24 protein-coding genes are annotated in these 21,927 nt (G+C 68.7%); 15 read left to right on the top strand and 9 right to left on the bottom strand.

Annotated features, from left to right (window positions below):
* The first annotated feature begins 19 nt into the window (after positions 1–19).
* Entirely contained in the window at positions 20–1,801 is a 1,782-nt protein-coding gene (locus ABL308_08570) for an acyl-CoA dehydrogenase (protein ID XBQ15012.1), read from the top strand.
* Here ABL308_08570 and ABL308_08575 read toward each other — a convergent pair.
* Entirely contained in the window at positions 1,798–2,175 is a 378-nt protein-coding gene (locus ABL308_08575) for a hypothetical protein (GenBank protein ID XBQ15013.1), read from the bottom strand. The two genes, ABL308_08570 and ABL308_08575, sit on opposite strands and share 4 nt — an antisense overlap.
* A 201-nt stretch (positions 2,176–2,376) precedes the next feature.
* On the opposite strand from ABL308_08575, the gene ABL308_08580 reads away from it, so the two are divergent.
* From ABL308_08580 to ABL308_08590, 3 genes are all read left to right on the top strand, one after another.
* Entirely contained in the window at positions 2,377–2,730 is a 354-nt protein-coding gene (locus tag ABL308_08580) for a YbjQ family protein (protein ID XBQ15014.1), read from the top strand.
* On the top strand, positions 2,727–3,482 hold the full coding sequence (lepB, locus tag ABL308_08585; protein ID XBQ15015.1) for a signal peptidase I: 756 nt from the start codon (positions 2,727–2,729) through the stop codon (positions 3,480–3,482). Before ABL308_08580 ends, lepB begins: the two co-directional genes overlap by 4 nt.
* A gap of 227 nt (positions 3,483–3,709) precedes the next feature.
* Entirely contained in the window at positions 3,710–4,585 is an 876-nt protein-coding gene (locus ABL308_08590; protein ID XBQ15016.1) for an NAD(P)-dependent oxidoreductase, read from the top strand.
* A gap of 7 nt (positions 4,586–4,592) precedes the next feature.
* Here ABL308_08590 and ABL308_08595 read toward each other — a convergent pair whose 3' ends face one another.
* Both ABL308_08595 and ABL308_08600 read right to left on the bottom strand, forming a co-directional pair.
* The gene (locus ABL308_08595; protein XBQ15017.1) at positions 4,593–4,919 is read right to left on the bottom strand and encodes a hypothetical protein; all 327 of its coding nucleotides are present in this window, start codon (positions 4,917–4,919) and stop codon (positions 4,593–4,595) included.
* Between the two features lie 13 nt (positions 4,920–4,932).
* Positions 4,933–5,127 carry a hypothetical protein gene (locus ABL308_08600; GenBank protein ID XBQ15018.1) on the bottom strand — a complete coding sequence of 65 codons (195 nt, stop codon included), beginning with the start codon at positions 5,125–5,127 and terminating at the stop codon, positions 4,933–4,935.
* A 309-nt stretch (positions 5,128–5,436) separates the two neighbouring features.
* Here ABL308_08600 and ABL308_08605 point away from each other — a divergent pair, with 309 nt between their 5' ends.
* The 9 genes from ABL308_08605 to ABL308_08645 all read left to right on the top strand — a co-directional run bounded on the left by ABL308_08605 (position 5,437) and on the right by ABL308_08645 (position 13,376).
* Positions 5,437–5,874, top strand: a complete 438-nt coding sequence (locus ABL308_08605) for an SET domain-containing protein (GenBank protein XBQ15019.1) — start codon at positions 5,437–5,439, stop codon at positions 5,872–5,874.
* A gap of 42 nt (positions 5,875–5,916) precedes the next feature.
* A complete protein-coding gene (locus ABL308_08610) occupies positions 5,917–6,837 on the top strand; it encodes a histone deacetylase family protein (GenBank protein ID XBQ15020.1) in 921 nt (306 codons plus the stop codon).
* A 61-nt stretch (positions 6,838–6,898) separates the two neighbouring features.
* A complete protein-coding gene (locus tag ABL308_08615) occupies positions 6,899–7,510 on the top strand; it encodes a histidine phosphatase family protein (GenBank protein XBQ15021.1) in 612 nt (203 codons plus the stop codon).
* A 56-nt stretch (positions 7,511–7,566) separates the two neighbouring features.
* The gene (locus tag ABL308_08620; GenBank protein XBQ15022.1) at positions 7,567–7,812 is read left to right on the top strand and encodes an exodeoxyribonuclease VII small subunit; all 246 of its coding nucleotides are present in this window, start codon (positions 7,567–7,569) and stop codon (positions 7,810–7,812) included.
* On the top strand, positions 7,812–8,702 hold the full coding sequence (locus ABL308_08625; GenBank protein XBQ15023.1) for a polyprenyl synthetase family protein: 891 nt from the start codon (positions 7,812–7,814) through the stop codon (positions 8,700–8,702). Before ABL308_08620 ends, ABL308_08625 begins: the two co-directional genes overlap by 1 nt.
* A gap of 43 nt (positions 8,703–8,745) precedes the next feature.
* Entirely contained in the window at positions 8,746–10,653 is a 1,908-nt protein-coding gene (gene dxs, locus ABL308_08630) for a 1-deoxy-D-xylulose-5-phosphate synthase (GenBank protein XBQ15024.1), read from the top strand.
* Between the two features lie 195 nt (positions 10,654–10,848).
* Positions 10,849–11,757, top strand: a complete 909-nt coding sequence (locus tag ABL308_08635) for a LysR family transcriptional regulator (protein XBQ15025.1) — start codon at positions 10,849–10,851, stop codon at positions 11,755–11,757.
* Positions 11,754–12,623, top strand: a complete 870-nt coding sequence (locus tag ABL308_08640; GenBank protein ID XBQ15026.1) for a LysR family transcriptional regulator — start codon at positions 11,754–11,756, stop codon at positions 12,621–12,623. The genes ABL308_08635 and ABL308_08640 overlap by 4 nt, the downstream gene beginning before the upstream one ends.
* A gap of 24 nt (positions 12,624–12,647) precedes the next feature.
* Positions 12,648–13,376 (top strand): TlyA family RNA methyltransferase, encoded by a 729-nt coding sequence (locus ABL308_08645; protein ID XBQ15027.1) that lies wholly within the window; start codon positions 12,648–12,650, stop codon positions 13,374–13,376.
* Here ABL308_08645 and ABL308_08650 read toward each other — a convergent pair.
* Together ABL308_08650 and ABL308_08655 are read right to left on the bottom strand one after the other, a co-directional pair.
* Entirely contained in the window at positions 13,373–14,218 is an 846-nt protein-coding gene (locus ABL308_08650; GenBank protein XBQ15028.1) for a hypothetical protein, read from the bottom strand. The genes ABL308_08645 and ABL308_08650 overlap by 4 nt on opposite strands.
* Positions 14,219–14,355: 137 nt before the next feature.
* Entirely contained in the window at positions 14,356–15,258 is a 903-nt protein-coding gene (locus ABL308_08655; GenBank protein ID XBQ15029.1) for a hypothetical protein, read from the bottom strand.
* 135 nt (positions 15,259–15,393) lie between these two features.
* Between ABL308_08655 and ABL308_08660 the strand changes: the two genes are divergently transcribed.
* Positions 15,394–16,671, top strand: a complete 1,278-nt coding sequence (locus ABL308_08660; GenBank protein XBQ15030.1) for a class I SAM-dependent RNA methyltransferase — start codon at positions 15,394–15,396, stop codon at positions 16,669–16,671.
* A 465-nt stretch (positions 16,672–17,136) separates the two neighbouring features.
* On the opposite strand, the gene ABL308_08665 is transcribed toward ABL308_08660, so the two are convergent.
* Together ABL308_08665 and fmt are read right to left on the bottom strand one after the other, a co-directional pair.
* A complete protein-coding gene (locus tag ABL308_08665; GenBank protein XBQ15031.1) occupies positions 17,137–17,811 on the bottom strand; it encodes an N-acetylmuramoyl-L-alanine amidase in 675 nt (224 codons plus the stop codon).
* Positions 17,812–17,900: 89 nt separating this feature from the next.
* A complete protein-coding gene (gene fmt, locus ABL308_08670; protein ID XBQ15032.1) occupies positions 17,901–18,830 on the bottom strand; it encodes a methionyl-tRNA formyltransferase in 930 nt (309 codons plus the stop codon).
* Positions 18,831–18,940: 110 nt separating this feature from the next.
* Between fmt and ABL308_08675 the strand changes: the two genes are divergently transcribed.
* The gene (locus tag ABL308_08675) at positions 18,941–19,342 is read left to right on the top strand and encodes a Kazal-type serine protease inhibitor family protein (protein XBQ15033.1); all 402 of its coding nucleotides are present in this window, start codon (positions 18,941–18,943) and stop codon (positions 19,340–19,342) included.
* Between the two features lie 386 nt (positions 19,343–19,728).
* Here ABL308_08675 and ABL308_08680 read toward each other — a convergent pair whose 3' ends face one another.
* On the bottom strand, positions 19,729–20,931 hold the full coding sequence (locus ABL308_08680) for an acetyl-CoA C-acyltransferase (protein XBQ15034.1): 1,203 nt from the start codon (positions 20,929–20,931) through the stop codon (positions 19,729–19,731).
* A gap of 37 nt (positions 20,932–20,968) precedes the next feature.
* Entirely contained in the window at positions 20,969–21,892 is a 924-nt protein-coding gene (locus ABL308_08685; GenBank protein ID XBQ15035.1) for an SDR family NAD(P)-dependent oxidoreductase, read from the bottom strand.
* Positions 21,893–21,927 lie beyond the last annotated feature (35 nt).

Here is a 21,927-nt window from a genome sequence, read left to right on the forward strand (position 1 = left end):
ACGCAAGGGAAGGCCCGCCATGAGCTATCGCGCCCCGGTCCGCGACATCCGGTTCTCGCTCGAAGAGATCGCCGCGCTCGACAGCGTCAAGGCGACGGGCGCGTTCGACGAGTTCAGCTCCGACCTGACCCCCGCGATCCTCGACGAGGCCGCAAAGCTCGCCAACGACGTGCTCGCGCCGCTGAACAGGGTGGGCGACCAGCAGGGCTGCACGCTGGAAAACGGCGCGGTGCGCACGCCCGAGGGCTTCCGCGAGGCCTATCAGCAATTCGTCGAAGGCGGCTGGCAGGGCCTGCAGTTTCCCACCGAGGCGGGCGGCATGGGCCTTCCCAAGGCTCTGGGCTGTGCGCTGATGGAGCTTCTGCAAAGTTCGAACATGGCGTTCGGCCTGGGGCCCATGCTCAGCTTCGGCGCGATCGAGGCGCTGATCGAGGTCGGCACCGAGGAGCAGCGCGCACTCTACCTGCCCAAGATCATTTCCGGGGAATGGTCGGCGACCATGAACCTCACCGAGCCGCAGGCGGGCTCCGACGTCGGCGCGCTTCGCACCAAGGCCGAGCCGAACGGCGACGGCTCCTGGTCGATCAGCGGGCAGAAGATCTACATCACCTGGGGCGAGCACGACTGCGCGGAGAACATCGTCCACCTGGTGCTCGCGCGCACCCCGGACGCCGCGCCGGGCACCAAGGGCATCTCGCTGTTCCTGGTGCCGAAATTCCTGCCCGACGAAAACGGAAACCCCGGCGAGCGCAACGGCGTGAAGGCGATCGGGCTCGAACACAAGATGGGCATTCACGGATCGCCGACCTGCACGATGGAATACGCCGGCGCGAAAGGCTGGCTCGTCGGCGAGGAGTTCAAGGGCATGGCGGGGATGTTCATCATGATGAACTCCGCGCGCCTGAATGTCGGCGTGCAGGGCGTGGGCATCGCCGAGCGCGCCTATCAGCAGGCGCTCGCCTACGCCAAAGACCGCCGGCAGGGCCGCGCGGTGGGCGTCGAGGCCGAAGCCCCGCATGCGATCATCGATCACCCCGACGTGCGCCGGACGCTGGCGCTGATGAAAGCCAAGACCGAGGCGGCGCGCGCGATCTGCTATCACGCCGCGGTCGAGGCCGATCTCGGTGCGCACGGCGAGGACGAGGAAGAGCGCGCCTGGTCCAAGCGCCGCGAAGACCTTCTGATCCCGATCGCCAAGGCCTGGTCGACCGATATCGGCGTCGAGGTCGCCTCGCTCGGCATCCAGGTGCATGGCGGCATGGGCTTTGTCGAGGAGACCGGCGCGGCCCAGCATTACCGCGATGCGCGCATCGCCCCGATCTACGAGGGCACGAACGGCATCCAGGCGATTGATCTCGTCGGCCGCAAGCTCGCCCGCGACGGCGGTCACGCCATGGGTGAACTCATCGAGGACATCCGCCAGACGGTGGAAGACCTCGAGACCAGCTCCAACCCCGACCTGCCCGAACTCGCCGTCCGGCTGAAGCCGGCCGCCGACGCGCTCGAGGCGGCGTCGGACTGGGTGCTGAAGGCCGGCGACGCCGACCGGCTGGCGGCTGCGACGCCCTTCCTCAAGCTCGCCGGCGACGTCACGGGGGGCTGGCTTATGTGCGTGGGCGCGGTGGCGGCCCAGCGCATGCTCAAGGACGGTCAGGAAGAAGCCTACGCCCGCTCGAAGATCGCCCTGGCGAAGGTCTACGCCGACACCGTGCTCTCGAGCGCGCCCGGTCTGATCGGCGACATCAAGCTCGGCGCCGGCGCGCTGTTCGAACCCGGCGAAGCGATGCTGGAGAGCGCCTAGAACCAGATCCCGTAAGGATCGCCGTGCGGGCGCCGGTCGATGAGCCGGACCAGGCCCACGGCGGTTCTGACGATCAGCCAGATCGCGCCGGCGAGCCAGACGAGAAGGCCCAGGCCCAGCACCCAGATCGTCAGGAAGCCCACCACAGCGAAGGCGAGCCCGTACCAGAAATTGGCGATCTGGTACTGGAAATGGCTTTTCAGCCAGGGCTCGGCCTGGTCCTTGCGCACATAGGCCAGGATCGCCGCGATCAGCAGCGTGACCCCGTTCGACAGCGCCAGAAACGAGAGCACGTAGTTGACGATGACGAGGATGCGGTCGCCGCTCTCCTCGCGCGGGCTGGCGTCGGCGGTGTGCGGCGTGGGATCGGTCATGGCGGGCTCCGTGGGCTCGGCGTGCGAGACCTTATGCTAGCAGAGATTCGCAGGCCGATCCCGAAGGGCGGCTTTTCGGCCACGGCCCCGGCCGCCCTGTCTGTAATTTAACCGCGTTCGCGTTTCGCTCGCGCGGGAAGGCTGCTATGTGCAATGTTCGGGGTTCGCGCCCTGTACGGACCATGAGGGGAACTCTCGGCGATGACTGACGCGCCTTCGCACCCGGCCACCCGGGCGCCGGTACTGGTGACCATGGGAGACGAGATTCCCGGGCGCGAGATCGCTCAGGTGATCGGGATCGCCCGCGGCTCGGTCGTGCGTGCGCGCTTTTTCGGCCGCGACTTCATCGCCGGCCTGCGCAATCTCGTCGGCGGCGAGGTGACCGAGTACACCAAGCTGATGGCCGAGGCGCGCGAGCAGGCGATGGGCCGGCTGGTCGCGCACGCCGAACAGCTGGGCGCGGACGCGGTCGTGACCTTTCGCTTCGCCACCTCCACCGTGATGGAAGGCAGCGCCGAAATTCTCGCTTACGGCACGGCGGTGAAGCTGAAATGACCGATCTGATGAAGCGTATCGCCGGCAAGGCGGCCGGCGAGTTCGGTGAAACCGTCCGTTTCCTGGGCGGCGTGGCGGCGGTGTGGTTCGCGCTGGTCACCTTCATTTTCGCCGCCTTCCACATTCCGTCTGAAAGCATGCAGCCCGCGCTGCAGGTCGGCGACCGGGTGCTGGTCTCGAAATTCGCCTACGGCTATTCGCGTCATTCGCTGCCGCTGGGGCTGGGCTATGTGCTGCCCGACAGCTGGACCGGGCGCGTCTTCGGCTCGACGCCCGACCGCGGCCATGTCGTGGTGGTCCGTGATCCCGGCCAGGGCATCAATCTCATCAAGCGCGTCGTCGGCCAGCCCGGCGACCGGGTCGAGATGCGCGGCGGCCGGCTGTATCTGAACGGCGAGCGCCTGCCGCGCGAACCCCTGGGCGAAGTGCGCTATCGCGACCGCTCGGGCATGATCGTGCAAGCGGCGGCCTATCGCGAGACGCTGCCCGGCGGGCGCAGCTACACGATATACGAGCGCACCGACTCCGCCCCGCTGGACGATGTCGGCCCGTTCATCGTGCCGGAGAACCACATCTTCCTGATGGGCGACAATCGCGACGCCTCGGCCGACAGCCGGGTGGCCATGGGGCTTGGATACGTGCACCGAGACGAGGTGGTCGGCCGAGCCTGGACGGTGCTCTTCACCTTCGCGTCCTGCCGCAAGGAAGACGATCTCTACTGCCCGCCCTGGCGGGTCTGGCGCGGCATCTAGGCGCGGTCTAGGCCTTTCTCTCCTTTCGCAAGCGATCCCGGCCTCGCCCGTTCCCTCCCCTCGAGGGGAGGGTTAGGGTGGGGTGAAGCCGCGCGTGCCCGGTGCGACCGAACGGCCCCAACCCCGACCCTCCCCCGAGGGGGGGAGGAAGGGCCGTTGCGGCGGGTTCAGAACACGTGCGAGACACATGCGCCGGTCAGGCCGGCGGCGGACATAGGAGAGCCTTCATGAGCCTTCAGGGCAAGACGATCTTCATCACCGGCGCGAGCCGGGGCATCGGCGAAGCCATCGCGGTGCGCTGTGCGCGCGACGGCGCGAACATCGCGATCGCGGCGAAGACCGACGAACCCCATCCCAAGCTGCCCGGCACCATCCACACCGCCGCCGATGCGATTCGGAAGGCCGGCGGGAACGCGCTGCCCATCGTCTGCGACATTCGCGAGGAGGCCGCCGTCGAGGAGGCCGTGGCGAAAACCGTCGCCGAATTCGGCGGCGTCGACATCGTGGTCAACAACGCCTCGGCGATCTTCCCGATGTCCACGAAAGACACGCCGATCAAGCGCTGGGACCTGATGCATCAGGTCAATGCGCGCGGCACCTTCCTGGTCACCCAGAAATGCCTGCCGCATCTCGAAAAGGCGGAAAACCCGCACATCCTCACGCTCTCACCGCCGCTGGACATGCGCACCAAATGGTTCGCCCCGCACGTGGCCTACACCAGCGCGAAGTTCGGCATGAGCCTGTGCGTGCTGGGCTGGGCGGGCGAGTTCAAGGGCAAGATCGCCGCGAACGCGATCTGGCCGCGCACCGCGATCGCGACCGCGGCCATCGCCAACGTGCTCGCCGGCGAGGAGGCGTTCAAGAACTGCCGCAAGCCGGAGATCCTCGCAGAGACCGCCTACCGGGTCCTGACCAAGCCCGCGGCCGAGTTCACCGGCAATTTCATCATCGACGACACCTTCTTGGCCTCGGAGGGCGTCACCGATTTCGAGCAGTATTCCGTCCAGCCCGGCGAAGAACTGCTGCCCGATTTCTTCGTGCCCGACGACGCGCCCGCGCCCGAAGGCGTCAAGATCATGGACGTCCAGCTCGGCCACGGGTGAGGGCGGGTCAGCCGGGATTGTTCTCGTTCCAGCTTCGCCATGACGAGGCGAGGATCATGAAGGTCGCCCACACGAAGGCGCTTAGAAACGCGAGCGACTCGCGTCCGGCGAGCGTGGCGAACTCCGCGCTCCGGCCCATGAACAGTAGATAAGCGGCAATGACGAAGACGCCGAGCGCGCCGCCGTTCGCGAAATCGATCGGCACGCCCTCGAGCCGCCGCGACAGATCGTTATCGGGAGCGGCCGCCATCTTGTAGTGCCACCGGGCCCACCACCCGATCGCGGCGTACACTGCGGCGATGAAGCCCGCGATCGTGATGATGTCGAAGGCCAAGACGAGCTACGGATCAGGCCGAGAACAACAGGCCCTTGGCCAGTGCGGCCGCGACCCCGCCTGCAAGCACGGTCGCCGCTTCCCAGCTGGTGACGCCGCCGTCCAGCGCCGGCAGGCTTGCGAAGAGCACCGCCATGCCGACCGATACGGCCAGTCCGAGCCGGAGTGAACGGAAAACGGTTTGCGTGCGGTGTGCGGACATCGTCATCACTCGGTCTGGTCGGCAGCCTGGGTCACTGCGGCTCTGTTTCAGGGCGGCGGCTGCACGAAAGCGCGCCAGCCAAAGTCCTTGTTCGGAACGTAGGCAGCCCGAATATTCGCGTCAAGATTACACCGGCGGCGTTAACTACGCGTATGCGGGAATGTTATATCGGGGCGGGCCAAAAAAATCCCGCTTGCATTCTGCGTGAATTCGCCATCATAGCGCTTGGAGCGTCGCACTCCGCGCCGTCCGGGCCGCAAGGGCCCCGGCGCCGCGTCTTTCACCTGCGTCGACGCGCAGGCCTGGCGTTTCATCATGCTGCTCATCGACACCTATGTGGGTCCGAGCGCGATCGAGGGTGTCGGCGTTTTCGCCGCCGAACCGATCGCTGCGGGCCAGCTCATCTACCGCTTCGAACCGGGCTTCGACCGGCTGATCTCCCCGGCCGAGCTCGCGGCCATGCCCGAGCCGATCCGGCGTTTCGTGGACCGGTACACCTATCCGCACCCGGCCGATCATTCCCTGCTGGTGCTGGATGCGGACAACGGACGGCACATGAACCACTCGCTCGACCCCAACACCGATTTCTCCGACGCGGTGTACGGCCGGGCGATCAAGGACATCGCGCCGGGCGAGGAGATCACCTGCAATTACGCCGAGTTCGAACCGAACTTCGTGATGCTGGACTCCATGGTGGACGCCTATTCCCGTCCGCCCGCGGCCTACACGAACGGCGTGTTCGCGGCGGAATAGATTTCTGGCCGGACGGGCGGGACGGGGTTAGTTTTACGGGCCATGAAAACCCGTGTCCTGTCCTGCCCTTCGGGCTTCGACCACCATCCCCCGCAAGGTCATCCCGAGCATGCCGGCCGGCTCGAGGCCGTGCTCGCCGGCGCGCGGTCGGCCGGGGTGGAGATTGTCGCGCATGACGCGCCGGCGGCGCGCGACGCGCTGGAGCGGGTGCACGCGCCCGCTCATGTCGACCGGGTCTTCGCCGCTTCGCCCGAGGCCGGCTCCGCGGCGCTGGACGCGGACACCTTCATGAGTCCCGGCTCGCTGCGCGCCGCGCTGGATGCGGCAGGCGCCGGGATCGCGGCGGTCGATCAGGTGCTGGGCGGTGAGGCCGAAGCGGTGTTCGTCGCCGCCCGGCCGCCGGGCCATCACGCCGAGCCGGACCGGGCGATGGGTTTCTGCCTGTTCAATTCGATCGCGATCGCGGCGGCCCATGCGCTGGCATCGGGTCTGGAGCGCGTCGCGGTGATCGACATTGACGTGCATCACGGCAACGGCACGCAGGCCTGGGCCGAATCCGAGCCGCGCTGTTTTTTCGCCTCGATCCACCAGGGCTGGATCTATCCCGGCACCGGCGCGGCGCACGAGACGGGCCGTCACGGCAATATCGTCAACGCGCCGATGGATGCGGGAACGACAGGCGAGGTCTGGCGCAAGGCGGTGCGCGACCGGATCATCGAGCGGCTCGACGCGTTCGCGCCGCAACTGGTTCTGGTGTCGGCCGGATTTGACGCGCACGCCGCCGATCCGCTGGCCGGTCTGGCGCTCGAAGACACAGATTACGCCTGGGCGGGCGAGGCGCTGGCCGCGGCGGCCAAGCGGTACAGCGCATCCAAGCTTGTGTGCATGCTCGAGGGCGGATACGACTGCCCCGCGCTCGAGCGCGCCTCTGCGGCGTTTCTCTCGGCGCTGGACGCGGCCTGACGGGGCGGCCTGCGGTCCTTATCGGCTTTCATCCCGTCCGGGCGATTCTCCAGAAGATCCGATGAAAGACGCCGAACCTCCCCTCGCGCCAGGTCAGATCGTGATCGCCCGCCACGGCGAACCCGACGCCGATCGCTTCGAGCGCATGGACTGGCGCGGCTATGAGCGCTGGTGGGCCGCCTATGACGAGGCGGGTCTGAAGCCCGGCCAGACCGCGCCCGAAGCGCTGATCGCGGAGACCCGGCTGGCGCGCTCGATCTACGCCTCGACCCTGCCCAGAGCCATCGAGACCGCGCGCGCCTGCTGCGAGGGCCGCGACATCGCGCTTGATTCGACGTTCGTGGAGGCGCCGCTGCCGCCGCCGAAGCTGCCCGGCCGCTACACCGCGCGGACCTGGGGGGTGTATGCGCGCTGCTCGTGGTGGCTTGGCCATGCGCGCGGACGCGAGACGCGCGGGCAGGCCGAGCGCCGCGCGGCGACGGCGAGCGAGATGCTGATCGAGGCGGCCAGAAACGGCCCGGTCGTGCTGTTCGCGCACGGCTGGTTCAACCGGATGATCCGGCCCCAGCTCAGGAAACGGGGCTGGGCCTGCGTGCGCGACGGCGGGGACTGGTACTGGTCCTGGCGGCGCTACGAACTCAAAAACGTCTCCCGCCGCAGCCGCGGCGGTTGATCGCGCGGCGGGTTGAGGCTTCTCTGTCGCAGAGTGTCGAAGGAGTTTCCCCGCCCATGGCCGACGCCCCCAGGGACATCGCGCAGATGAGCTTCGAGGCCGCCCTGGCCGAGCTCGAAGGAATCGTCGCCCAGCTCGAACGCGGCGAGGTCGAACTTGAAAAGTCGATCGCCATGTACGAGCGCGGCGCGGCGCTGAAAGCCCATTGCGAGGCGCGCCTGAAGGAAGCCCAGCTCAAGGTCGACAAGATCGTCGTCGGCTCGGGCGGCGAGGTCGGCGCAGAACCGGCCGATCTCGGCTGATGACCGAGTTTCAGACCGCGCTCGCCGAGACCGCCGACCGCATCACGGTCGCGCTGGACGCGCTCATCCCCCGTCCCGACGGGCCGGAAAAGCGGCTCATCTCGGCGATGCGCTACGCCGCGCTGGGACCGGGCAAGCGGCTGCGGCCCTTCATCACCATCGAATGCGGGCGCCTCGCCGGGGCTGACGAGCGCGCTCTTTTGCGCGCGGCCTGCGCGGTGGAGTGCATCCACGCCTACTCGCTGATCCATGACGACCTGCCGGCGATGGACGACGACGATCTGAGGCGCGGGCGCGACACCGTGCACATCGCCTATGACGAGGCGACCGCCATTCTCGCCGGAGACGCGCTGCAAACCGTGGCCTTCGAGATCCTCGCCGATCCGGAGACCTGCGCGAACCCGTCCGCCCGCTGTGATCTCGTCCTCAGGCTCGCCCGCGCCTCGGGCGCGCGCGGCATGGCGGGCGGTCAGATGATCGACATCGCCATCGAGGCGGGCGAGGAGACCGACATTGCGGTCGTCACCCGCTGCCAGCGCATGAAGACCGGCGCGCTCATCGGCTTCTGCGCCGAAGCCGGCGCCATCGTGGCCGAGAGCGGCAAGGACGTGCGCACCGCGCTCGAGGGTTTCGCGCACGATCTGGGCCTGTGCTACCAGATCGTCGACGATCTTCTGGACGTCGAGGGCGACGAGACCCTGACCGGCAAGCGCACCCGCAAGGACGCCGCCCAGGGCAAGGCGACCTTCGTCAGTATTCTGGGGCTCGAGGGCGCGCGCGACCGCGCCGCGCGGCTGGCCGATCAGGCCAAGGACCATCTCGATCTGTTCGGCGCTGATGCGGACCGCTTGCGCGAAATGGTCGATTACGTCTTGGATCGTCAGTCCTGAGCTTTAACATGGCCGGTATTCCGGTCACCGCAAAGGAGCGGCCATGCCCGACACGCCCCATCTTGACCAGATCCGGCTGCCCGCCGACCTCAAGAACCGCGATCTGCGCTTTCTGAAGGCCGCCGCGGACGAATTGCGCGCCGAGGTGATCGACGCGGTCTCGGTGACGGGCGGGCATCTGGGCGCGGGGCTGGGCGTGGTCGAGCTGACCGTAGCGCTGCACCACGTGTTCGACACGCCGCGCGACATCCTGATCTGGGATGTCGGCCATCAATGCTATCCGCACAAGATCGTCACCGGCCGCCGCGACCGCATCCGCACGCTGCGCCAGGGCGGGGGCCTGTCGGGCTTCACCAAGCGCAAGGAGAGCGAGTACGACCCGTTCGGGGCCGCGCACGCCTCCACCTCGATCTCCGCGGCGCTGGGTTTCGCGGTGGCGCGCGACCTCAAGAACGAGCCCGACCGCAAGGTGATTGCGGTGATCGGCGACGGCTCGATGAGCGCGGGCATGGCCTATGAGGCGATGAACAACGCCGGCGCGCTCGACAAGAACGTCATCGTCATCCTCAACGACAACGACATGTCCATCGCCCCGCCCGTGGGCGCGATGAGCCATTATTTCGCCCGTCAGGTCAGCTCCAGGAGCTACACCGAGCTTCGAAAGCTCGGCAAAGGCGTGGCCAAGGTGCTCGGCGTTCAGGAGCAGGCGCGCAAGGCCGAGGAGTATCTGCGCGGCATGGCGGTGGGCGGTACGCTCTTCGAAGAGCTGGGCTTCCGCTATATCGGTCCGATCGACGGGCACGACCTCGATAATCTCGTCCCCGTCCTGCGCAATGTGCGCGACGCGGCCGACGGCCCGGTGCTGATCCATGTCTGCACCCAGAAGGGCAAAGGCTACGCCCCCGCCGAGGCGGCGAGCGACAAGTATCACGGCGTCTCCAAGTTCGACGTCGTCACCGGCGAGCAGCAGAAAAAAGCCGCCGGCGGTCCGAGCTACACCTCGGTCTTCGCCAAGGCGCTGATCGGGCTCGCCGAGAAAGACGAGAAGATCTGCGCGGTGACCGCCGCCATGCCCGGCGGCACGGGCGTGGACAAGTTCATGGCGCGCTTCCCTGACCGCGCCTGGGATGTCGGCATCGCCGAACAGCACGCGGTGACCTTCGCCGCCGGCCTCGCCGCGGAAGGGCTCAAACCCTTCGCCGCGATCTACTCCACCTTCCTTCAGCGCGGCTACGACCAGGTCGTCCACGACGTGGCGATCCAGTCTCTGCCGGTGCGTTTCGCCATCGACCGGGCCGGGCTGGTCGGCGCGGACGGGCAGACCCATGCCGGCGCGTTCGATGTCGGTTATCTGGGCTCGCTGCCGGGCATGGTCCTGATGGCCGCCGCCGACGAGGCGGAGCTGGCCCGCATGGTCGCAACGGCCGCGGAGATCGACGACCGGCCCAGCGCCTTCCGCTATCCGCGCGGCGAGGGGATGGGCGTTGAGATCCCCGAAAACCCCGAGCCGCTCGAAATCGGCAAGGGCCGTATCGTGTCCGAGGGCTCGACGGTGGCGATCCTGAATTTCGGCGCGCGCCTGTCCGAAGTGCTCAAGAGCGCCGAGGAACTTGCGGGCTTCGGGCTGACGCCGACCATCGCGGACGCGCGCTTCGCCAAGCCGCTGGACGAGGATCTGGTGCTGCGGCTCGCCCGCGAGCACGAAGTGCTGATCACCATCGAGGAAGGCGCGCGCGGCGGCTTCGGCGCCTTCGTGCTGCACCTGCTGGCCGAGAAGGGCGCACTGGATGCGGGGCTGAAAATCCGCACCATGACCCTGCCCGACATTTTCCAGGACCAGGACAGCCCCTTCCAGATGTACGAAGCGGCGGGTCTGAACGCCAAGCACGTCACCGCGAAGGTGCTCGACGCGCTGGGCCGGGAGGCCGAAGCGGCCAAAGCGCTGGCCTGACACAAAACTTTCACGATCTGAACGAAGCCCGCCGGAGTGATCCCGGCGGGCTTTCGTGCGTTAGTTCATACGAATACAGCGCATTTGCGCCGCGGCGGGGCGGCCGGAAACGAAGCCCGCCTCACAACTGAACGACACACTCACCAACCCGGACCGAGTTGGTTATACGATTAATACGAGTGTGGGGAATCACGAGTGAATCTGCAGCAGCTTGAATATATCGACGCCGTCTCCCGCCACCGCAGCCTGCGCGCTGCGGCGGAGTCGCTCGGCGTGACGCCGCAGGCGCTTTCGCGTGCGATCGGCGCGCTGGAGCGCGAGCTCGGTGGCGAGGTGTTCGAACGCGCGGCGGGCGGCGTGGCGTTCACCGCCTTCGGCCGCGCGGTGCATGAACGCGCCGTGCGTGCGCTGCGCCTGCGCGATCAGATCGTGCAGGCCGTCTCCCATGAGGAGCGCCGGTCGATCCGCATCGGCATCGGATATTTCTTCACGATGACCCGGCTGTCCGAGCACGTGACGCGCGCCCTGGCGGCGCTCGATTACGGCCGTATCGAGTTTGTTGAGGGCGCCAACGTCGAGCTCAGTCCGATCGTCGCCTCCGGAGAGCTCGACCTGGCGTTCACCAGCGTCATCCAGCCCGGGCCGCGCGTGACCTTCCGGAAGCTGCTCGATTTCGGCTGGGCGATCGCGCATCGCAAGGGACACCCGATCGCCGGGCCGAAGGGCGGTCTTGAGAAGGCTGCAGAGTACGGCTTCGTCACGGCAAGCTCGCCCTCGGGCCACGCTCAGCTCGACGCGGCGATCAAGGCGCTGGCGGGCAAGCCTGCGCGCATCGTGTCGACCTCGGCGAGCACGGTGCAGATTCTGCGCACCATCGGCGCCAGCGACCTGCTTTCGGTGGCGCCAGACGACGTCTCGCCGGGCTTTCTGAACGAGGCCGGCGTGGAGCTCATGCCTGCGCCGTCGCTGCCGCGGCGCGAATACGGCCTGCTCTGCCCCAGGCGGCCCCCGATAGGGCTCGACTGGGACGCGCTGACCGGCGCGGCCGAAGCGGGCGTGAAGGCGTTTCTCTCGACCCGGAGCGCTGCTGGAGGCCGGTCGTGACGCTGCAGCAACTGATCCATTTGCGCGCTGTTCTGGCCTATGGCGGTTTCGGCGCGGCCGGCCGCGCCCTGGGTCTGACCCAGCAGGCGGTGTCGCGCTCGGTGCGCATGCTCGAAGACGAGCTGGGCCGGCGGTTGATCGACCGTGGCCCCTCCGGCGTCGCGCTCACGCCTGACGGCGAAGTGGTGGTCAGCCTCGCCGCCGAGCTGCTGGAGGTCACCGAGTCCATCAAGCGCCTGTCCGGCGAGGGCGAGACCGCGCCGGGCCGGGTGCGCGTGGGCATGAGCTACTGGTACGCGCTCGCCGATCAGAGCAGCGCCATCCTCGACGTTCTGCGCCGCCAGACCGACGCCGAGCTGCAGCTCGTTCCCGGCGCGGCGCGCAGCTTCACCGCCCAGATCGCCGCGCGCGAGCTCGACTTCGCCCTGTGCGCCGAGCCCGAGGACGGCGCGACGCTGGAGTTCACACCGCTGGTGCAAGCGGGCTGGGGCGTCGCGGTCGCGAACGACGGCAGCCCCGACGCGCTGGAGGAGCGCGCCTGGGTGACCGACGCCACCGAGGCGGGCGAAGTTCTGGTCGGCCGGCTGGCTGCGGCGTTCGGGCTGGGCCAGCCGCGCGTCAGCGTGCGCTCGGGCCTGCCGGCCTTCGCTCTGAGGGCGATCATGCATGACGGCGCGGCGGCTGCGGTGCCCCTGTCGGTCAGCGCGCCCCTTCTGGCGACGCTGGGACTGAGAGCGATCGTCCCGCCCGAGCCTGTGGTGGTCACGCACGGGCTTCTAAAGCCGCGCCGGCGTCATCCGCTTCTGGACTGGGCCGCGCTCGAAGCTGCGCTGACCGAGGTGCACGAGGGCGCGTCGAAGGGCTAGAACCGGTCTCTCAGGGGAGGGGCCATGCGCGCAGACCGCTATCTTGTCGATCACGGCTATTTCGAAACCCGCGCCCGGGCGCAGGCGGCGATCGCGGCCGGCCGGGTGCGCGTGAACGGCGCTGTGATCGCCAAACCTTCGCAGACCATTCCCGATGGCGCGGCGATCGAGGCCGAGCCCGCCCATCCTTATGTGGGCCGCGCAGCGCTGAAGCTCGTCGCGGGCCTCGACGCTTTCGGGTTCGATCCGAAAGGCCTCGTCTGTCTGGACGTGGGATCGAGCACGGGCGGGTTCACCGAAGTGCTGCTCGAACGCGGCGCGGCGCGGGTTTTCGCCGTCGATGTCGGGCGCGATCAGCTGCACCCCTCGCTGAAGGCCGATCCGCGCGTGACCAGCCTTGAAGGGACCGACGCGCGCGATCTCGACCTTCAAAAGCTGGACGGTGAACGTCCGGCGATGATCGTCTGCGACGCGAGCTTCATCAGCCTTGAGAAAGTCCTCGCCCTGCCGCTGTCGCTGGCTGCGCCGGGGGCGAAACTCGTGGCCCTGTTCAAGCCCCCGTTCGAGGTCGGCCGCGCCCATGTCGGCAAGGGCGGGGTGGTCAGGGACGTCGAGGCGACCGGGCGCGCAGAAGACAACGCCCGCGCCTTTCTGGCGCGGGCGGGGTTCGACGTGCTCGGAACGCTCGACAGTCCGATCGCCGGCGGCGACGGCAATCGCGAGCGCCTGATCGGTGCGGTGAAGGCGTCCTAGCGGTAGCTGTCCGCCGGCCGCCAGATGCCGTCAGAGCCCTGGCACATATAGACCATCTGACCGGAAGAGCGCATCGACCGGCAGGCGCCGGTCGCCGGCGCGCCGCTGGACCCGGCGGTGTAGGTGCGGCCCTGCTGGTCGTAGGGATCACGGCCGTAATCGTCCCGGCGGTAGGGATCGTCCTGGCGGTAGCGGTCGTCCGGCCCGCCCAGAAGCTCGCCGGAGGAGCGGCCGTACGGGTCTTCATAACCGTACCCGCCGTCATAGCCGCGCTCGTACGGATCGCCGTAGCCGCCGTCCGCATAGCGGGGGTCGTAGCGCTCGTCCCGGCCGTACCGGGCGTCGTCATAGCGCGAATCCGAGCCGTAATGGCCCGGCGCGCCGCCATAGCCGTAGCCGCGCTCGGCGCGCGGATAGCGGGCGCAGTCGCGCTGGGCGGCCGAGCCGACCGCAGCGCCGGCCAGGGCGCCCAGACCGGCGCCGGCGACCACCGCGCCGTCATTGCCCTCTTCGCGATACCGGCCGTGGCGGCCGTAGCGGTCATAGCGCCCGTACCGGTCGTAGCGCCCATGCCGGTCGTAACGGCCGTACCGGTCGCGATAATGCCGCTCGCGCGCCCGGTCCTGACGGTCGTCATGGATCTCCGCGCCGAGCACCGCGCCGATCACGCCGCCCACGACCGCGCCGGTGATCTGGCGGTTGCGGGCGCTCGCCATGCATTGCTCGTAGCTCATCGCAGGCGCGGCCCGGCTGGACGCGCCGTAGGTCTGGGCTTCGGCGGCCTGCAGGCCCGGCAGAAGCAGGGCGGCGCCGGCTGCGGCGATCAGGAGACGGGTCTTCATGGTCGACCTCCGTTCGGTGGGCGCGCGCGGGGCGCGCCGGTGACAGGTTACGCAAAGCTTAAGCCATCGGCGATGAGCCTGCGATGAACGAAAACGCCCGGCCGCTCGGGCCGGGCGTCTCGTCAGCAGGGGAGGGGCTATTGCCGCCGGGCGACTTCCCAGCGTCCGTAGCGGTCACGGCACATCCGGACCCGGTCGTAGACCACCCGTCCGTTCGGCAGGAAGATCTCCGCATCGCCCCAGCGGCACTGCCGCCGGTTCCAGTTGTGATAATCCCGCGCATAGACCACGCCGCGCACGCCCGAATACGGGTTGTGCCAGTAATACGGCCGGTCATTGGTGAACGCGTTGTGCACCGCGTAGCGGTACTGGCCGCGGTCGCAATCGTTCACCGACGCGCCGAGACCTGCGCCCAGAAGCCCGCCGGCCAGCGCCGCGCCGCCGTCCCCGTCGCCGGCCACACCGCCCAGGATCGCGCCGATCAGCGCGCCGGCGATCACCGCGTCGCCGTCGGTGCGGCAGAAGCGGTTGTCGTAGCGGAAATCATGCCGGGCGTAGTGGTTGTAGTACCGGTCGTGATACCGCCAGTTGCGATGCGATCCGTAGCGATGGTGACGACGGTCATAGCGATCGTAATGGCGATGACGGCGGTCGTAGCGCCGGTCCCACCGGTCGTCGCGCCGATCGCGGCGGTATTCGCGCCGGTCATGGCGGCGGTCGTGACGCGCGTCCCGTCTGTGGTCGCGGTGCCTGGCGTCATGGTCACGGCGATGATCACGACGATCGGCGCGGTGGTCGCGCCTGTGGTCGCGGCGGTCCGCGCGATCGTCCCGCCTGTCGCCGCGGCGGTCCGCGCGGCGATCGCGGCGGTCGTCGCGGTCGCCGCCCATGAACCGCGCGACCGCGCGCTCGGCGGCCTCCCGATCACGGTCCTCGGGGTCTACATACGCCGCAGCCTCGGCGCCAGGGGCGAAGATCAGGCCGGGACCACACATCAGGCCCGAGACCAGAACGGCTGCTGCGAGCGCTCGAATATTCATCGGCTCGGCCTTCCGTCTGCGCCGGACCACGGTGCTCCGGCAGATTAACCAACGCTAAAGTCCGGTAAATGACGCTCACATGAACAGCCGGTTCAGGCTTGACACCGGCGGCCCCGCGGGCCCATCGCCAGCGCCATGTCCTCACGCCGCAAACCCAAAGCCCCGCCCGCCCGCACAGCCACGCTGACCGCCCGCGAGATCGGCGCGCGCGGCGACGCGGTGCTTGACGGTCCGGTCTATGCGCCGGGGCTCCTGCCCGGCGAAGAGGCGAGCCTTGAAATCCGCGGCGAGCGGGGCCGGGTGATCGAACGGCTCACCACCAGCGAGGACCGGGTCGCGCCCTTCTGCCCGGTGGCGGGCACGTGCGGGGGCTGCGCGCTTCAGCATTTCGAGGAGACGGCCTATCAGCGCTGGAAGCGCGGCCTTGCGGAGACCGCGCTCGAAAGCGCCGGGATCTCAGCCGAGCTCGCCCCGCTGCTCGACGCGCACGGCCAGGGCCGCCGGCGGCTGACCTTCCACGCCGCGCGGATCGGCCGGAAATTCGTCTTCGGCTTTCACGAGCGCGCCGGCGACCGCATCGCCGATCTTCACGACTGCCCGGTCGCCACGCCCGCCATCCGCAGCGCCGTGCCGGCCCTAAGACAGGTCGCAGAAGCCGCCCTGCCCGGCGAGGGGGCGATCGACCTGGCGGTGGCCGATTGTTCGCCGGGGCTCGACATCTCGATCGGCGGCGTGCGCAAGATCGAACTGGCCTTGCGCGAAACCATCGCCGCAGCGGCCGCGAAGCACGGCTGGTCGCGCGTGACGGTGAACCGCGAGCCGGTGATCGAGACCAACCCACCCACCGTCAGCTTCGGCGACGTGAAGGTCACCCCGCCGCCCGGCGGATTCCTTCAGGCCACCGAAGCGGGCGAAGCCGCGCTCGCCGCCGTCGTGATGAAGGCCGCCGGGCTCGTGCCCGGCAAGCTCGACCGCGCCGTCGATCTTTACGCGGGCTCAGGCGCGTTCGCGCTCAGGCTCGCCCGGATCTGCAAGGTCACGGCGGTTGAGGGCGAGGCGGGCCCGCTAGAGGCGCTGCGATCGGCGGCGAACCGCACGCCGGGGCTCAAACCCGTCGACGCCAGGGTCCGTGATCTCGCCCGTGAACCGCTCAGCGTGAAGGAGCTCGAAGGCGCGGGCCTCGTCGTGCTCGACCCGCCCCGCGCCGGCGCGAAAGCCCAGATGGAGCGGCTGTCGGACAGCGCCGTGCCGGTCGTCTGCTCGATCAGCTGCAACCCCGCCACCTTCGCCCGCGACGCCGCGATCCTGATCGAGGGCGGCTATCGCCTCGCCGGCCCGATTCTGCCCGTCGACCAGTTCAAATGGACCGGGCATCTGGAACTCGCGGCGGTGTTCGTCAGGAAGGGCGTCTAGGGTTCGGGGCAGGGCGCATCCTCCAGGCCCCCGCCCGGTCTGCGGTCGACGGGTGGGGGAGCGCTGAGTTTTCAGAGTAAGGCGCTCTACGCCCCTCACCCCACCCCCGGCCTCCGGCCGGACCCTCCCCATTGAGGAGAGGGAGTTAGGTTGGAGCTTTGCCTTCTGACGTTTCCGATAGCGCTGAGCCTTACTCCCTCCCCCCCCCTGTGGGGAGGGTGGATCGGCACGAAGCGCCGAGACGGGTGGGGGAGCGCCAGCGTCTGCAGATTTAGGCGCTCTACGATCCTCCGGGGCCTGCCGGCCCGTTCGCCGCCTTCAATCGATCCCCCGGATCGATTGATGCGCTGCGCGCACCGGCGCTCACCCCCACCCCCGGCCTTCGGGCGGACCCTCCCCATCAAGGGGAGGGAGTTGCGTTGGCGTTTTATGTTCCGACGTTCCCGGTGTTGCAGCGTCCGGCGCTCACCCCACCGGCTTGCCGCAGGCCGGGCAGTCCTCCGGCCCGCCTTCGTCCGCCTCGTCTTCGGCGCGGCCGTAGAGCCGGCCGCGCAGGGCGGACATGGGGAAGGCGGGGCCGGGGTCGCGCTTGCGGTTCGGGGCGATGTCGTCATGGCCGAGCACGGCTTCGAAGCCGTATTTCTCGTGCAGCGCCGCAGCGGCTGCGTGCAGGGCGTCGAGCTGTTCGGGCGTGAAGACGTGCCAGCCCGACGGGCCTGAACCGGGCGGGTCGAGGCGGTGAGGGGCGACGAGGACCTCCTTGTCCTTGTAGGTCTCCCCGAACCAGGCGCGCCACTCCCCGCCTTCGGTCTTTGAAAGCTCGCCGGCGTTGTCGAGCTCGATGCCGATCGAGCAATTGTTGAGCCCGGTCGCCTCGCCCCAGCTCGACCGGCCCGCATGCCAGGCCTTGCGGTTGAACGGGACCATCTGGACGATCTCGCCCTTGCGGCCGATGACCAGGTGCGCCGAGGCCTTGGCCTGCTTGTTCTGAAACCAGTTCACCGTGCTCTGAAGGCTGCGCCCGGCGGTGTAGTGGATCACCAGAAAGCGCGGCGTGATGACGCCCGATCGGTTCGGGCTCTCCTCATAGCTGACCGGCTTTCCGTTCTCGTCGAGCAGGCGATGGCTGACCACGCGCATGGGCGTCCTCCCGCAAACGTCAGGAAGGGGAGGCTAGCACGACTTTTCCGCGAGTGGGACAGGGGCGGGATAACTTTCCCGCGAACCGGTCAGCCGAGCACCGCGCCCGCCGGCACGGAAGTCCCGTTCAGGAACTCGCGCGCCTCCATCACCCCGCGGCCCTCGCGCTGCAGCCGGCTGAGGCGCACCGCCCCGCGCCCGCAGGCGATCAGGAGCCGGTCGTCGAGCGCTTCGCCGGGCTCGCCTTCACCCGGTTCAGGGCTGGCGAAATGGACCTTCACCCGCACAGGCCTGTCGCCGTGCAGCTCGAAATACGCGCCGGGGAAAGGGGACAGGCCGCGGATATGGTCGGCCACCTCGCGCGCCGGCCGGCTCCAGTCGATGCGCGCTTCGGCCGGGGTGATCTTTTTGGCGTAGGTCACCTCGTCTTCGGACTGGGGGCGGGCTTCCAGCGAGCCGCGTTCGAGCGCGGCCAGCGTGCGCGGCCAGAGCAGGGCGCCCGTGCCCATCAGCCTGTCGTGCAGGCTCGCGGCGGTGTCGGTCTCGGCGATCGGGACGATCTCGCTCATCAGGACCGGACCGGTGTCCAGGCCCTCCTCCATCTGCATGATCTGCACGCCGGTGACCTCGTCGCCGGCCATGATCGCGCGCTGGATCGGCGCCGCCCCGCGCCAGCGCGGCAGCAGCGAGGCGTGAAGGTTCAGACACCCCAGCCGCGGCGCGGCGAGCGCTCTGGCGGGCAGGATCTGGCCGTAGGCGACGACGCAGGCCGCATCGAGGTCCAGCGCCTCGAAGTCGTCGAGCACGGCGGCGTCGCGGAAGCTGGCGGGGGTCTGAACCTCCAGCCCGAACTGCTCGGCCAGCTGGTGGACGGGGGTCTTGGTCTTCTGCTGGCCGCGGCCGCGCCGGCGCGGCGGCTGGGAGTAGACCCGGACGACCTCGTGACCGGCGCCGACGATCTCGGCCAGCGAGGCGGCGGCGAATTCGGGGGTGCCCATGAAGGCGAGACGGAGAGCCATGAATGCGGTCGGATTTCTCGGCTGAAGACGGGAGATTTGCCGCGTGATACGCGTTTGTGACCGGTTTGACCACGTAAGCCCGTTTTCTGATGCTGTTGGAGCCTTTTTTGATGATGAATCCGACCACGGCCCGCCTGTCCGCCTTTGTCCTCGGGATGTTCGCCGCGCTGATCCTCGGCGCCTGCGCCGCGCCTGACGCGGGCGGTCCTTCCGACAATCCCCCGCCGCTGAAGCCCGGCCAGACCGTGGGCCTAGGGCAGGTCTGCGGCGGCATGATGGGGCTGCGCTGCGAAGGCGCGGAGGCCGGCGAGAGCTTCTGCCGGATCCCGGCCGAAGGCATGTGCGGCGCAGCCGACATGACCGGCGTCTGCGCGGTCCCGCCCCAGGCCTGCACCCGCGAATACCGCCCGGTCTGCGGCTGCGACGGGCAGACCTATCCCAACACCTGCGAAGCCCACGCGGCGGGCACGAGCGTGTCCTCCGCCGGACCCTGCACGAAGCGGGTGGAGTAGGCGGGCCCCTTCAAGACCTGGCGCTCTTTTGGCGCTCTTGGGAAAGTGGAAGGCGGGCGCCGACAGGAAATTCCCTCCCCCTCTGTGGGGAGGGTGGGCCGAGGCGAAGCCTCGGGTCGGGTGGGGGGAGCGCCAGCGTCTGTAAGTCTCGGCGCTCGACGATCCCGTCCGGGGCCTGCCGGCCCGTTCGCCGCCTTCAATCGATCCACCGGATCGATTGATGCGCTGCGCGCACCGGCGCTCACCCCACCCCCGCCCTTCGGCCGGACCCTCCCCATCAAGGGGAGGGAGTTGTGGTTCGGCTGGCGGCTCACACGCTTCAGAGAATGCCGACGCGCGCTTCCCTCCCCATAGAGCAGAGGGAAGCAGGGTCGGCGGCTCGGCTCCTACAGAACCTCGAACAGGCCGGCCGCGCCCATGCCGCCGCCCACGCACATCGTGCAGACGACGTATTTCGCGCCGCGGCGTTTGCCTTCGATCAGGGCGTGGCCGACCATGCGCGCCCCGCTCATCCCGTAAGGGTGGCCGACCGAGATCGCGCCGCCGTTGACGTTCAGGTTCTCGCTGGGGATGCCGAGCTTGTCGCGGCAGTAGAGCACCTGCACCGCGAAGGCCTCGTTGAGCTCCCACAGGCCGATATCGTCCATGGTCAGCCCGTTGGCTTTCAGCAGTTTCGGCACCGCATAGATCGGCCCGATACCCATCTCGTCAGGATCGAGACCGGCCACCGCTATCCCCCGATAGGCGCCGAGCGGTTCGAGACCGCGCTTTTCGGCTTCCTTGCGCTCCATCAGAACGCTCGCCGAGGCGCCGTCGGACAGCTGTGAGGCGTTGCCTGCGGTGATGAATTTGCCTTCCTTCACCGTCATGCCGTTGGCGAAGACCGGGTTGAGGCCCTGCAGGTTCTCCAGCGTGGTCTCGGGCCGGTTGCCCTCGTCTTTTTCCAGCGTGACCTCCTTTTTGGAGATTTCGCCTGTGGCCTTGTCCTTCACCAGCATGGTCGAGGGCAGGGGGACGATCTCGTCGTCGAACTTGCCCGCCTTCTGGGCTGCGGCGGTGCGCTGCTGGGACTGCAGGGCGTACTCGTCCTGCGCCTCGCGGCTGACGCCGTAGCGTTCGGCGACGATCTCGGCGGTCTCAAGCATCGACATGTAAAGGTCGGGCCGGTGCTCGTTGATCCAGGGATCGAACGCCTTGTGCAGGTTCATGTGCTCGTTCTGCACCAGGGAGATCGACTCGAGCCCGCCGCCCACGGTCACAGTCATGCCGTCGGAGATGATCTGCTTGGCCGCGATGGCGATCGCCATCATGCCCGAGGCGCATTGGCGGTCCACGCTCATGCCCGCTACGCCGGTGGGCAGGCCCGCCCGGATCGCGGCCTGGCGCGCGACGTTCTGGAAGGTCGAGCCCTGCTGCATGGCCGCGCCGATGACCACGTCCTCGATCTCGGCGGGGTCGATCTTCGCGCGCTCGACGGCGTGCAGAATCGCGTGACCGCCCAGCGCCTGGGCCTGGGTGTCGTTGAACGCGCCGCGATAGGCCTTGCCGATCGGGGTGCGCGCGGTGGAGACGATGACGGCTTCACGCATGGGTGAAACTCCTTTGAAAACGAGGGGGTAGAGGGGGTCAGCCGATCTTCACGCCGTGATGGTCGGCGGCGGCCTTGAGGAATTTGAAGGTCTGCGAGCCGCCTTCGGTGTATTCGTCTTGGCCGCCCGCGTCGGTGATCTTTCCAAGCGCGGCCATGACGTTCTCGGCGGTCTGCTTTTCCGGCTCGAGGTAGATCCCCGGCGTCTCGTAAATTTTCGTGGCCGCGTAACCGCCCGCGCCGGCGCACAGGATCAGACGGTTCGGCGCGTCCTCGGCGACCAGCGGGATCAGACCGGCGGTGACGCTTTCAGGCGTCATCAGCTCGCCGGCCTCGGGCGGGATCAGCCCTTCGGTCATGCGGGTGTAGGCGGTCGGCGACAGCGTGTTGACCCGGATGTCGTACTTGCGGCCTTCCAGGTGGAGCACGTTCATCAGCCCCACCAGGCCCATCTTCGCCGCGCCGTAATTGGACTGGCCGAAATTGCCGTAGATCCCCGAGCTCGAGCTCGTCATGGCGATGCGGCCGTAATTGTTCTCCTTCATGTGCTCCCACACCGCCTTGGTGCAGATCACCGAGCCCATGAGGTGGACCTCCAGCACCGCGCGGAAATCGTCGAGCCCCATCTTCGAGAAGCTCTTGTCGCGCAGGATGCCGGCGTTGTTGACCAGGATGTCGACCTTGCCGAACGTCCCGATCGCGGTCTCGACCATGTCGGCGACCTCGTCAGGCTTTGCGACATTGGCGCCGTGGGCGATCGCCTCTCCGCCGGCCGCCTTGATCTCGGCGACGACGTTTTCGGCGGCGGCGGAGGACCCGCCCGTGCCGTCGACCGCTCCGCCCAGATCGTTGACCACCACCTTCGCGCCGCGGCGCGCCAGCTCCAGCGCGTGAGAGCGGCCGAGCCCGGCGCCTGCGCCGGTCACGATCGCGGTTCGCCCGTCGAAGCGGATGTCGCTCATGAGTGCTCCTCGCCTTCCTTAATTCAGGTCGGCGA

It is taken from the genome of Oceanicaulis sp. (assembly GCA_040112665.1).
In the GTDB taxonomy this organism is placed as follows: Bacteria; Pseudomonadota; Alphaproteobacteria; order Caulobacterales; family Maricaulaceae; genus Oceanicaulis.

What these genes read in the sequence shown, in the direction of transcription:
- ABL308_08625 (XBQ15023.1), top strand. Translation starts at nt 7,812, where the DNA reads ATGACCGAGTTTCAGACCGCGCTCGCCGAGACCGCCGACCGCATCACG.
- ABL308_08685 (XBQ15035.1), bottom strand. Translation starts at nt 21,892, where the DNA reads ATGAGCGACATCCGCTTCGACGGGCGAACCGCGATCGTGACCGGCGCA.
- ABL308_08655 (XBQ15029.1), bottom strand. Translation starts at nt 15,258, where the DNA reads ATGAATATTCGAGCGCTCGCAGCAGCCGTTCTGGTCTCGGGCCTGATG.
- ABL308_08570 (XBQ15012.1), top strand. Translation starts at nt 20, where the DNA reads ATGAGCTATCGCGCCCCGGTCCGCGACATCCGGTTCTCGCTCGAAGAG.
- ABL308_08615 (XBQ15021.1), top strand. Translation starts at nt 6,899, where the DNA reads ATGAAAGACGCCGAACCTCCCCTCGCGCCAGGTCAGATCGTGATCGCC.
- ABL308_08590 (XBQ15016.1), top strand. Translation starts at nt 3,710, where the DNA reads ATGAGCCTTCAGGGCAAGACGATCTTCATCACCGGCGCGAGCCGGGGC.
- ABL308_08665 (XBQ15031.1), bottom strand. Translation starts at nt 17,811, where the DNA reads ATGCGCGTGGTCAGCCATCGCCTGCTCGACGAGAACGGAAAGCCGGTC.
- ABL308_08575 (XBQ15013.1), bottom strand. Translation starts at nt 2,175, where the DNA reads ATGACCGATCCCACGCCGCACACCGCCGACGCCAGCCCGCGCGAGGAG.
- ABL308_08580 (XBQ15014.1), top strand. Translation starts at nt 2,377, where the DNA reads ATGACTGACGCGCCTTCGCACCCGGCCACCCGGGCGCCGGTACTGGTG.
- ABL308_08600 (XBQ15018.1), bottom strand. Translation starts at nt 5,127, where the DNA reads ATGACGATGTCCGCACACCGCACGCAAACCGTTTTCCGTTCACTCCGG.
- dxs (XBQ15024.1), top strand. Translation starts at nt 8,746, where the DNA reads ATGCCCGACACGCCCCATCTTGACCAGATCCGGCTGCCCGCCGACCTC.
- lepB (XBQ15015.1), top strand. Translation starts at nt 2,727, where the DNA reads ATGACCGATCTGATGAAGCGTATCGCCGGCAAGGCGGCCGGCGAGTTC.
- ABL308_08645 (XBQ15027.1), top strand. Translation starts at nt 12,648, where the DNA reads ATGCGCGCAGACCGCTATCTTGTCGATCACGGCTATTTCGAAACCCGC.
- ABL308_08650 (XBQ15028.1), bottom strand. Translation starts at nt 14,218, where the DNA reads ATGAAGACCCGTCTCCTGATCGCCGCAGCCGGCGCCGCCCTGCTTCTG.
- ABL308_08680 (XBQ15034.1), bottom strand. Translation starts at nt 20,931, where the DNA reads ATGCGTGAAGCCGTCATCGTCTCCACCGCGCGCACCCCGATCGGCAAG.
- ABL308_08610 (XBQ15020.1), top strand. Translation starts at nt 5,917, where the DNA reads ATGAAAACCCGTGTCCTGTCCTGCCCTTCGGGCTTCGACCACCATCCC.
- ABL308_08620 (XBQ15022.1), top strand. Translation starts at nt 7,567, where the DNA reads ATGGCCGACGCCCCCAGGGACATCGCGCAGATGAGCTTCGAGGCCGCC.
- ABL308_08660 (XBQ15030.1), top strand. Translation starts at nt 15,394, where the DNA reads ATGTCCTCACGCCGCAAACCCAAAGCCCCGCCCGCCCGCACAGCCACG.
- fmt (XBQ15032.1), bottom strand. Translation starts at nt 18,830, where the DNA reads ATGGCTCTCCGTCTCGCCTTCATGGGCACCCCCGAATTCGCCGCCGCC.
- ABL308_08605 (XBQ15019.1), top strand. Translation starts at nt 5,437, where the DNA reads ATGCTGCTCATCGACACCTATGTGGGTCCGAGCGCGATCGAGGGTGTC.
- ABL308_08675 (XBQ15033.1), top strand. Translation starts at nt 18,941, where the DNA reads ATGATGAATCCGACCACGGCCCGCCTGTCCGCCTTTGTCCTCGGGATG.